Origin of the sequence: Paenibacillus forsythiae T98, assembly GCF_000520735.1 — a bacterium.
GTDB classification, from domain to species: Bacteria; Bacillota; Bacilli; order Paenibacillales; family Paenibacillaceae; genus Paenibacillus_AQ; species Paenibacillus_AQ forsythiae.
The window spans coordinates 1-4,857 of record NZ_ASSC01000812.1 but is presented as its reverse complement, the minus strand read 5'-3'; the positions used below and the strand labels follow the sequence as shown (position 1 = coordinate 4,857).

Sequence of the window (4,857 nt, the reverse complement as noted above, 5' to 3'; positions counted from 1 at the left end):
CCGGCCCCCGCCGTTTCCGGTGCCGGAATCGGCTCGGTCAGTTGCAGGTACACCGTAACCCGGGTACCCTTGCCAAGCTCGCTTTCAATTTCCATGGTTCCCCCGTGAAGCTCCACGAGCTGCTGTGAAATGGCAAGACCAAGCCCTGTACCGCCGTTGAGCGAATCCACCTGGAAGAAGCGGTCCTTGACCCGGTTCAAATGATCCGGGCTGATGCCGATGCCGCTGTCCTGTACCACCATTTCGGCTTCTGTTTCGTCCGCACGCCGCGCGGAGAGCAGTATACTTGACCCTTCAGGCGAGAATTTCACCGCATTGTCCGTCAAATTCAGGAACACCTGCTTCAGCCGGTTGGCGTCACCCCTGACGTAAATGCCCTCTTCCGCTTCCAGCACAAGCCGGATGCTCTTCTTCTCGGCCTTGGCCCACAGATTCAGAATAATTTCCTGCAGCAGTTCCTTCGCGCCTACGGCGCCGATGGAGAGCTTCATTTCATTCTGATGCAGCTTGGAGAAATCGAGAATCTCCTCGACAAGCCCGATCAGGCGGTCGCTCTCTTTGGAGATAATGCTCATGCCGAGCTTCGTTTCTTCCGGATCATATCCGCCGGAGATCAATGTCTCGCTCCAGCCCTTGATGCTGGTCAGCGGCGTCCGGAGTTCATGTGAAATCGAGGAGATAAAATCATCCTTGATCTGATTGCTCCGCACAATCTCCTGGGCCATGTAATTCAGGGTGGAGGCAAGCTCCCCGATCTCGTAGCGGTAATCGCCTTTAATGCGTATATTGAACTTGCCCTTGGCCATTTGAGCGGATACCGCAGTAATATTGTTAAGTGGCTTGATAATCGAGTTGGCCAGTCCGAAGCTAAAGGCGGCAACGATCACAAGGACAGCCGCCCCGATGCCTGCCGATATCAGGGTCACATTAAATAAATCGGTGTCCACTCTTTCAACAGAAGTTACATATCGCAGCACATAGACGTCACGGCCGTGGCTTTGCAGCACCTTGGAGACGGCCATAACGCTTTCGTTGGTTCCGGATTGCCTGCCTACCCAGCGGCCGATTCCGCCGCCGACCGCTTCCGGCACGTCACTCGTTGTAATGGTCCGGTCCGGCTGGAAGCCTGTCGAGCTGGTGATCATGTCTCCGCTTAGCGTCAGCACCTGAAGCTCCGTCGAGTTCAGCGCAAAGATGCGCAGCAGCTCCTGCAGGGAGATCGGAGAGTCCTCATTCGAGAGCCGGTAGAAATATTCCCCTTGGCTGATTTGTGTCGTTATCCGGTTATAAATACTATCGTAATAGTACGTCCGGATTACCAGCAGAAAGATGACTTCCACGAGGAGAAGCGCCAAAAAGACTACAAGAATGTAGTGTAGAACGATCTGTCTGCGCATCCCCTTCTTAATCATTGTCCCTGACCTTTCCACTTATAGCCGTGTCCCCATACCGTCTGCAAATATTCCGGCTCTGACGGATTGTTTTCGATTTTTTGCCGGAGCCGCCGGATGTTCACGTCGACGATCTTCGGATCGCCCATATATTCCTTGCCCCATACATGATCGAGCAGAACGTCCCGGCTCAAGGGTGTATTTTCTTTTTCAAGGAAAAACTGCACGAGCGAAAATTCGGTCGGCGTCAGCTCGATGGGATCTCCGCTGCGCTTGAATTGCTTGGAAATGAGATCCAGCGTAAACGGGCCGGAATGAAAGGACACCTTGGCCGACTGCTCCCGGTGCACATTCACTCTCCGCAGAAGCGACTGAATTCGGGCGATCAGCTCCGTGGGGCTGAATGGCTTGCTGACATGATCGTCGGCGCCCACGGACAGCGCATAGACTTTATCCTGCTCCTGCACCTTGGCCGTCAGAAAAATGATGCCGATCCGCTCGTTCGTCTCCCTGATCCGTCTGCACACTTCGAAACCGTCAATACCCGGCACCATCACGTCAAGCAATGCGATATCAATATCGGGTACCGCATTCAGCTTGCTGAGGGCTTCGTTGCCGTCGGCCGCTTCCAGCACTTCAAATCCGTTGCGTTTCAAATTGATTACAATAAAGCTGCGGATCGATTCTTCATCCTCCAGTATGAGCACCTTACTCAATTGATTCCCTTCCTCTCTGCGGGAACCGTAGTGTTCCCTTTCTTGATTCCGTCAGAATTTTGCTCCAGCTTGCCCCGATATCCGATAATCTTGTCCGCATCCTCGCCCCATAGCTCCCAGCCGTCGCCTTTTACCCGGTTCCACTCTTCCTCGGAAAAGAAGGAAATTTCGGCAACCGTCTCGCCGGTGTCGGACATGATGAACTTGAGGTACCGGTCCTGTACGGATTTCATGTCAACCGTAACCTTCCCGTGCCATGCCGGGAGAAAATTCAGTGTGAACCGGTCTGACGGATCACGGTACTGCTGAAGCGCAAAGGTCAGCCCTTCCTTGCCATCCCATTTATAGTAGGAGTAGAACCAGGGGACCGCGTCCGCTTCGATATTCTCCCAGCCGGACGGCCTTTCCATCAGGCCGATTTCGAGGATGCCGTCTCCGTCAATATCTCCGCTCGAAATCCGGCGGTCCTTAAATGTACTGTCGTCTCCGGAGAGAACGACACGGAAACGATTGTTCTCCATGACGATCATATAACTGTAAGCTGAATGCGAATTGACGGCGGCGTCCAGAACGATTCCTTCCTTGCCTTTGGCCACTTTGCCCACGACAATGTTATAGTAATTGTTAATGTAAGGGTCGAGATTCTCCAACCGGTCAAGCTCCTTGAAGCCTCCGTTATACTGATAGGTGGTCAGTGTGGAGGATTCGTTCCGTTTGAGCGAGACGACCGTAATGTCATCCATCCCGTCCCCATTCAAATCATCGATCACATACCTGGTGTAGGGGAGCGTCAGCTTCTCCTCCAGGGATGTTCCCGAATAGCTGTACAGGACCAGCCCCTTCTGGAGCCCTTCATCTCCCTTGGAGTAACCGGCGATAATCTCCGGCTTGCCGTCTCCCGTGACATCCCTGATCTCCACCGATTCGAGCACCGTCCCCGCGCCGTCGAAGGTCAGCTTCTTGACCCAGGAATCGCCCTGCTTCTCCAGAATCAAGCCATGAATCTGCACCGCCTCGCCGAGTGTTTCATAGAAGACAAGCGTTTCCGGAATTCCGTCTCCATTGAGATCTGCCGTGCGGATGGAGCTGTCGTCGTCGTTGTTCGGGCGGATCAGCTTCAGCGTGCTGATGGCCGCCATCAGCGTCGCCTTATCCTCCGAAAGCCGCGGCGCCTTCATCCGAGATACGGGGTCGCTGATGATGAAGCTGCACCCGGACAGAAGCGAGAGCGCCAAGATACCGGCGCCAAGGCGCCATAAAGCCGGCATATCGGCGGCGGGGCGCCGCGAACGATGGCGCCGCAGTCTTGGTATAATCAACTTGATCACTCATTTCATTCTTCTAAATTCTGTGATTTTCGGCTCTATAATAATCCGGCCCGCTCCTGCGTGGTAAGCCGGCGGCCGCTGACATCATGCCTTAGGATACCGTTGTCCAGCACCCACAAACGCGTGGCATAGCGTTCGGCAAGCTCAAGCGGGACGACGGCGACCACCGTAAGGCCGGTCTCCCTGCACAGTTCCCGCAGCGTCTCCATTATATTCTGCGCCGATTTCGGGTCAAGCCCCGTAACCGGCTCATCGGCCAGAATAACCTTGGCTCCGTGAACGAGCGCCCGGGCTATGGCGACGCGCTGCCGTTCTCCGCCGCTTAGCTTGCCCGTCATCATCTTCGCCTTATCGAGCAGGCCGATCCGTTCCAGCTCATCCATCGCCCCCATGTAGTCGTCGGAGCGGACCATTCCGGTCACTCGCCGCCACAGGGGGGTCTGAGCCGACTGGCCGATCAGCACGTTCTTCAAGGCGCTGCGGTTCGGATTCAGCTCGGCGTTCTGCTCCAGGAACGCCCATTCGCGGCGGATCTTCGCTCTCCCGCCAAGGCCGCCCTTTAAAATGTCGGCGCCATCCACCCGGAAATTCCCCCGGTCCCACTTGTCGCGCAGCGCCAGGCAGCGAAGCAGCGTCGTCTTGCCGCTCCCGCTCGCGCCGAGCAGTCCGATCAATTCTCCGGATTCCATTCGAAAGCCTATGTCTCTCAGCACCGGGGTCTGCTCCGGTCCGATCGCCTTGGCCAAATGCTCCACGATAATCATGAGCCTGTCTCTCCTGTTCCTTATCTGCTTCATACATAATATAGTGTACTTGAAAAGCAAGAACAAATTCTATGCGATCACTCGTTCCTATCTTAACTCAAAATTCGCGTTTTGGCGAGAATAATAACCCCGCGCAGCCGAACAGGATATAAAGGAAGCCCATTAGTCCGAAGGCCCAGCCGCCATACCCGTACTGGAGCAGCACCCCGCTGACGGCGGGACCGGCAATACTCCCTGCGCCGAAATGGAAGAACGAAGCCACATTGGCGGCGGGAATAAGGCTTCGCGGCAAAATATCGGCTGCGTAAGCCAGGCCAAGCGAGAAAAAAGAGCCGACCAGGCCGCCGACCATAAGCAGCAGAATCAGCGTGGCCGGAAATCCGGGGCTTGCCGGAAGCAGCATGAATGCCAGACCGCCGCCAAGGCCCGCAAAGGCGAGCACCCGCCCCCGTCCCCAGCGGTCGCTGAGGAGCCCAAGAGGCAGTTGCAGCAGCAGGCCGCCAAGGCCCGCGAACGGCAGCAGAGCCGCGATCTGCGTCTCGCTGAGGCCTTCCCGCAGGCCGTACACCGGGAAGCTGCTGTTAAGGCTTGCCTCCATATATCCGTAGAGCAGCGCCGGAATCAGCGCATACCAGGCCAGCCGGTAGACCCGGCGGAA

Annotated in this window: 5 protein-coding genes; all 5 read right to left on the bottom strand. The window is 56.1% G+C overall.

All coding sequences use genetic code 11. From position 1 onward, the window contains the following. Positions 1-1,412: sensor histidine kinase (locus L692_RS0124860; protein WP_025702623.1), on the bottom strand; the 1,412-nt coding region annotated here is incomplete at its 3' end. After that, positions 1,409-2,107, bottom strand: a complete 699-nt coding sequence (locus L692_RS0124855; RefSeq protein WP_025702622.1) for a response regulator transcription factor — start codon at positions 2,105-2,107, stop codon at positions 1,409-1,411. The genes L692_RS0124860 and L692_RS0124855, both read right to left, overlap by 4 nt. Continuing rightward, complete coding sequence (locus L692_RS0124850) at positions 2,104-3,435, bottom strand: hypothetical protein (protein ID WP_025702621.1); 1,332 nt, start codon at positions 3,433-3,435, stop codon at positions 2,104-2,106. The genes L692_RS0124855 and L692_RS0124850 overlap by 4 nt, the downstream gene beginning before the upstream one ends. 35 nt (positions 3,436-3,470) lie before the next feature. Beyond that, positions 3,471-4,199 carry a phosphonate ABC transporter ATP-binding protein gene (locus L692_RS0124845; protein WP_025702620.1) on the bottom strand — a complete coding sequence of 243 codons (729 nt, stop codon included), beginning with the start codon at positions 4,197-4,199 and terminating at the stop codon, positions 3,471-3,473. Positions 4,200-4,296: 97 nt separating this feature from the next. After that, positions 4,297-4,857, bottom strand: a 561-nt coding sequence (locus L692_RS0124840; RefSeq protein ID WP_025702619.1) for an MFS transporter, incomplete at its 5' end; no start/stop codon positions are given.